This window comes from Ruegeria sp. YTSC003 (genome assembly GCF_059609785.1).
The window spans coordinates 1-5,983 of sequence record NZ_JBXWMK010000031.1 but is presented as its reverse complement, the minus strand read 5'-3'; the positions used below and the strand labels follow the sequence as shown (position 1 = coordinate 5,983).

Annotated in this window: 3 tRNA genes and 3 rRNA genes; all 6 read left to right on the top strand. The window is 53.1% G+C overall.

Annotated elements, in window-relative coordinates:
* The first annotated feature begins 413 nt into the window (after positions 1-413).
* The 6 genes from AC2FFH_RS23030 to AC2FFH_RS23005 all read left to right on the top strand — a co-directional run bounded on the left by AC2FFH_RS23030 (position 414) and on the right by AC2FFH_RS23005 (position 5,983).
* Positions 414-1,873 (top strand): 16S ribosomal RNA (locus AC2FFH_RS23030).
* A 138-nt stretch (positions 1,874-2,011) separates the two neighbouring features.
* Positions 2,012-2,088, top strand: a tRNA-Ile gene (locus AC2FFH_RS23025).
* 77 nt (positions 2,089-2,165) lie between these two features.
* Positions 2,166-2,241: transfer RNA gene (locus AC2FFH_RS23020), tRNA-Ala, on the top strand.
* Between the two features lie 488 nt (positions 2,242-2,729).
* Positions 2,730-5,559, top strand: a 23S ribosomal RNA gene (locus tag AC2FFH_RS23015).
* A 181-nt stretch (positions 5,560-5,740) separates the two neighbouring features.
* Positions 5,741-5,855, top strand: a 5S ribosomal RNA gene (gene rrf / locus AC2FFH_RS23010).
* The 16S, 23S and 5S rRNA genes sit together here with 3 tRNA genes alongside, the layout of an rRNA operon.
* Before the next feature lie 51 nt (positions 5,856-5,906).
* A tRNA-Met gene (locus tag AC2FFH_RS23005) sits at positions 5,907-5,983 on the top strand.

The window sequence follows — 5,983 nt, the reverse complement described above, 5'->3', positions numbered from 1 at the left end:
CCCCTTCACCGGCGCTGCTGAGGCGGTGCTGACGGGTCGGAGAGACGGCCGGACGGGTTGGAGAGACAGCCGGACGCATCGGAGAGACGGTGGGCATCTTAGGGAATGATTTAGGCGGGCGCGCTGATGTTATTGGCGCAACGGTCTGATTTTTGGCTCTGGGTGTTATGTTCTTTGACATTGATGGATAACTGAAGAGATATGTGGGCGGTTTGGTTCGTTTCGACGGATTGAATGTCTGTATATCGCGCTGGTAGGGCTTTGGCTCGATGATCCAGTGTCAGCTTCACTGTTTGAGTGGTTCACTGATTTCTTAGGAAATCTGTGTACATCAAACAGAAGACTTCATCAGGATTAGCCTCCTGATGAGATGTGCAGAGGTTCGAACGTCAAGGATAAGCAGCAATGCTTTTCAACTTGAGAGTTTGATCCTGGCTCAGAACGAACGCTGGCGGCAGGCTTAACACATGCAAGTCGAGCGCACCTTCGGGTGAGCGGCGGACGGGTTAGTAACGCGTGGGAACATACCCTTTGGTACGGAATAGCCTCTGGAAACGGAGAGTAATACCGTATGAGCCCTTCGGGGGAAAGATTTATCGCCAAAGGATTGGCCCGCGTTAGATTAGGTAGTTGGTGGGGTAATGGCCTACCAAGCCTACGATCTATAGCTGGTTTTAGAGGATGATCAGCAACACTGGGACTGAGACACGGCCCAGACTCCTACGGGAGGCAGCAGTGGGGAATCTTGGACAATGGGGGCAACCCTGATCCAGCCATGCCGCGTGAGTGATGAAGGCCTTAGGGTCGTAAAGCTCTTTCGCCTGTGAAGATAATGACGGTAGCAGGTAAAGAAACCCCGGCTAACTCCGTGCCAGCAGCCGCGGTAATACGGAGGGGGTTAGCGTTGTTCGGAATTACTGGGCGTAAAGCGCACGTAGGCGGACTGGAAAGTTGGGGGTGAAATCCCAGGGCTCAACCCTGGAACTGCCTCCAAAACTATCAGTCTAGAGTTCGAGAGAGGTGAGTGGAATTCCGAGTGTAGAGGTGAAATTCGTAGATATTCGGAGGAACACCAGTGGCGAAGGCGGCTCACTGGCTCGATACTGACGCTGAGGTGCGAAAGTGTGGGGAGCAAACAGGATTAGATACCCTGGTAGTCCACACCGTAAACGATGAATGCCAGTCGTCGGGTAGCATGCTATTCGGTGACACACCTAACGGATTAAGCATTCCGCCTGGGGAGTACGGTCGCAAGATTAAAACTCAAAGGAATTGACGGGGGCCCGCACAAGCGGTGGAGCATGTGGTTTAATTCGAAGCAACGCGCAGAACCTTACCAACCCTTGACATCCTAGGACCGGCCCAGAGATGGGTCTTTCACTTCGGTGACCTAGTGACAGGTGCTGCATGGCTGTCGTCAGCTCGTGTCGTGAGATGTTCGGTTAAGTCCGGCAACGAGCGCAACCCACATCCTTAGTTGCCAGCAGTTCGGCTGGGCACTCTAGGGAAACTGCCCGTGATAAGCGGGAGGAAGGTGTGGATGACGTCAAGTCCTCATGGCCCTTACGGGTTGGGCTACACACGTGCTACAATGGCAGTGACAATGGGTTAATCCCAAAAAACTGTCTCAGTTCGGATTGGGGTCTGCAACTCGACCCCATGAAGTCGGAATCGCTAGTAATCGCGTAACAGCATGACGCGGTGAATACGTTCCCGGGCCTTGTACACACCGCCCGTCACACCATGGGAGTTGGTTCTACCCGACGACGCTGCGCTAACCTTCGGGGGGCAGGCGGCCACGGTAGGATCAGCGACTGGGGTGAAGTCGTAACAAGGTAGCCGTAGGGGAACCTGCGGCTGGATCACCTCCTTTCTAAGGATGTATCTAGTTAGATTTGTTCGCAAATCTCGTGATACACTTAGCAGAAGATCAACAAACAAAGTTGATCAAACTCATGGACCGAGCCGTCCTCATATCTCTTCAGAACACATCAGGCCGACCGGCCTGTCTGGGTCGGTAGCTCAGGTGGTTAGAGCGCACGCCTGATAAGCGTGAGGTCGGAGGTTCAAGTCCTCCTCGACCCACCAACTCACTTTCGGTGAAGCCGAAAAGTGAGAGGCGGCAGTGCATTCATCTTGGATGAATGTCACGAGAGCCACTTTATGGGGCCTTAGCTCAGCTGGGAGAGCGCCTGATTTGCATTCAGGAGGTCAGGAGTTCGATCCTCCTAGGCTCCACCATTTACCTTCGATTTGACCGTTAAGCACCATTTTGGTTCTTCACCGTCCAATCGGACGTCGCTTCTTCGGAAGCTTTGACATCGTTTAGAGAGAAATCAATCAACACTGTTTGATCGTGCCGAGTGTGGCATTGATCTCGGTCGTTCTTATCTTCGGATAAGCGGCGCAGTTTGGGTCTAGCCGGCCCTGTCTGCGTATCCCGATCGAAACGAACAGAGTTGTCCAAGTCTAATATACTAACCCGAGCGACCTGCGTTGATCAGCTGCACGGCTGAGAGACCATATGGGGTTGCTCATTTGTCCTCGTCCAAGTGGCGGGGGCGGGAAATGTATGTTTTTGGTTCAGAAGAACAGATGACCTTTAGTTACCAGCTGGGTCATCGTGATTGATTTGATTACTGGCGCAGCTTCGGTTGTGTGCGGTCAAACGCACTCAAGTAGCCGAATAGGCGGTAGTGCAAATATCAAGTCTTTCTTTTTCTGGATCAAATCAAGCGCGAGAAGGGCGTTTGGTGAATGCCTTGGCAGCAAGAGGCGATGAAAGACGTGATACTCTGCGATAAGCCATGGGGAGCTGAGAATAAGCTTTGATCCATGGATTTCTGAATGGGGCAACCCACTTGAAAGCTCTCTATTGTTATCCTCTGGATGATCAATAGGTGGCTTAATCAAGTATTTATGACCTGAATACATAGGGTTATAAAGGCAAACCCGGGGAACTGAAACATCTAAGTACCCGGAGGAAAGGAAATCAATTGATACTCCCCTAGTAGCGGCGAGCGAACGGGGACCAGCCGAGCCAGATGAGTGAGAAGAACATGTTGGGAAGCATGGCCATAGCGGGTGACAGCCCCGTATTCTAAGCTCTGATGGACGTATTAAGTAGGGCGGAACACGTGAAATTCTGTCTGAAGATCGGAGGACCACCTTCGAAGGCTAAGTACTCCTTGCTGACCGATAGTGAACCAGTACCGTGAGGGAAAGGTGAAAAGCACCCCGACGAGGGGAGTGAAACAGTACCTGAAACCGAACGCCTACAATCAGTCGGAGGCTCCTTGCGAGCTGACGGCGTACCTTTTGTATAATGGGTCATCGACTTGGTCTCACGAGCAAGCTTAAGCCGTTAGGTGTAGGCGTAGCGAAAGCGAGTCTTAATAGGGCGCATGAGTTCGTGGGATCAGACCCGAAACCGAGTGATCTAGGCATGGCCAGGTTGAAGGTAAGGTAACACTTACTGGAGGACCGAACCCACATCCGTTGAAAAGGATCGGGATGAGCTGTGCCTAGGGGTGAAAGGCCAATCAAACTCGGAGATAGCTGGTTCTCTGCGAAATCTATTTAGGTAGAGCGTCATCCGAATACCCCGGGGGGTAGAGCACTGGATGGGTAATGGGGCCCCACAGGCTTACTGATCCTAACCAAACTCCGAATACCCGGGAGTACTAGATGGCAGACACACTGCGGATGCTAACGTCCGTAGTGGAGAGGGAAACAACCCTGACCTACGACTAAGGCCCCCAATTCATGGCTAAGTGGGAAAGCAGGTGGGACGACCAAAACAACCAGGAGGTTGGCTTAGAAGCAGCCATCCTTTAAAGATAGCGTAACAGCTCACTGGTCTAAATAAGTTGTCCTGCGGCGAAGATGTAACGGGGCTCAAGCCATGAGCCGAAGTCTAGGGATGCGTAAGCATCGGTAGCAGAGCGTAGTGTGACATAGTCTCATTCCTCCTTCATGCCTTCGGGCAGATTGGAGGAGAGAGGCTTTCGATGAAGCGGGCGCGTGAGCGATCCCGTGGAGAGATCACTAGTGAGAATGATGACATGAGTAGCGACAAAGAGTGTGAGAGACACTCTCGCCGAAAGTCCAAGGGTTCCTGCTTAAAGCTAATCTGAGCAGGGTAAGCCGGCCCCTAAGCCGAGGCCGAAAGGCGTAGGCGATGGGAACTAGGTTAATATTCCTAGGCCGTGGAGTGGTGACGGATCTCAGGTGTAGTTCATCCTTATCGGATTGAATGGGCTGCTGAGAGGTTCCTGGAAATAGCCCTCCTATAAGACCGTACCCTAAACCGACACAGGTGGACTGGTAGAGCATACCAAGGCGCTTGAGAGAACGATGTTGAAGGAACTCGGCAAAATACCTCCGTAAGTTCGCGAGAAGGAGGCCCGGTTCCTAGGCAACTAGGGGCTGGGGGCACAAACCAGGGGGTGGCGACTGTTTATTAAAAACACAGGGCTCTGCGAAGTCGCAAGACGACGTATAGGGTCTGACGCCTGCCCGGTGCCTGAAGGTTAAAAGGAGAGGTGAGAGCCTTGAATTGAAGCCCAGGTAAACGGCGGCCGTAACTATAACGGTCCTAAGGTAGCGAAATTCCTTGTCGGGTAAGTTCCGACCTGCACGAATGGCGTAACGACTTCCCCGCTGTCTCCAACATCGACTCAGCGAAATTGAATTGCCTGTCAAGATGCAGGCTTCCCGCGGTTAGACGGAAAGACCCCGTGCACCTTTACTACAGCTTCGCACTGGCATCAGGATTGTGATGTGCAGGATAGGTGGTAGGCTTTGAAGCAGGAACGCAAGTCCCTGTGGAGCCTCCCTTGAGATACCACCCTTCGCACTCTTGATGTCTAACCGCGGTCCGTTATCCGGATCCGGGACCCTGCGTGGCGGGTAGTTTGACTGGGGCGGTCGCCTCCTAAAGCGTAACGGAGGCGCGCGAAGGTTGGCTCAGAGCGGTCGGAAATCGCTCGTTGAGTGCAATGGCAGAAGCCAGCCTGACTGCGAGACTGACAAGTCGAGCAGAGTCGAAAGACGGCCATAGTGATCCGGTGGTCCCGAGTGGAAGGGCCATCGCTCAACGGATAAAAGGTACGCCGGGGATAACAGGCTGATACTGCCCAAGAGTCCATATCGACGGCAGTGTTTGGCACCTCGATGTCGGCTCATCTCATCCTGGGGCTGGAGCAGGTCCCAAGGGTACGGCTGTTCGCCGTTTAAAGAGGTACGTGAGCTGGGTTTAGAACGTCGTGAGACAGTTCGGTCCCTATCTGCCGTGGGTGTAGGAGACTTGAGAGGAGTTGCCCCTAGTACGAGAGGACCGGGGTGAACGATCCACTGGTGGACCAGTTGTCGTGCCAACGGCAGTGCTGGGTAGCTATGATCGGACAGGATAACCGCTGAAGGCATCTAAGCGGGAAGCCCCCCTCAAAACAAGGTCTCCCTGAGGGCCGTGGAAGACCACCACGTCAATAGGCCGGAGATGTAAGCGCAGTAATGCGTTCAGTTGACCGGTACTAATCGCCCGATAGGCTTGATTTGATCCAGTAATGGAAAGACAAATCAAAAACATACACCTCAGTAAACATGGATAACTTCGCAGCAAAACGCTGCGGTGTTGATTGACATAACTACCGAGTGGCAACGCGCATTTGCATGCAAATACGCTGCCTGCCACCCGTCGCTTTTGCTCCGCAAAAGCCGACGTGGGGATTTTCCTCGGTTTGGTGGTCATAGCGCAAGTGAAACACCCGGTCCCATCCCGAACCCGGAAGTTAAGCACTGCCGCGCCAATGGTACTTGGGCTTAAGCCCCGGGAGAGTAGGTCACCGCCAAACCTAGAAAAATCCCAAAATCTCTCTAACGATATCGCACTTATTCGACCCTGTCGCGGGATGGAGCAGCCCGGTAGCTCGTCAGGCTCATAACCTGAAGGTCGTAGGTTCAAATCCTACTCCCGCAACCA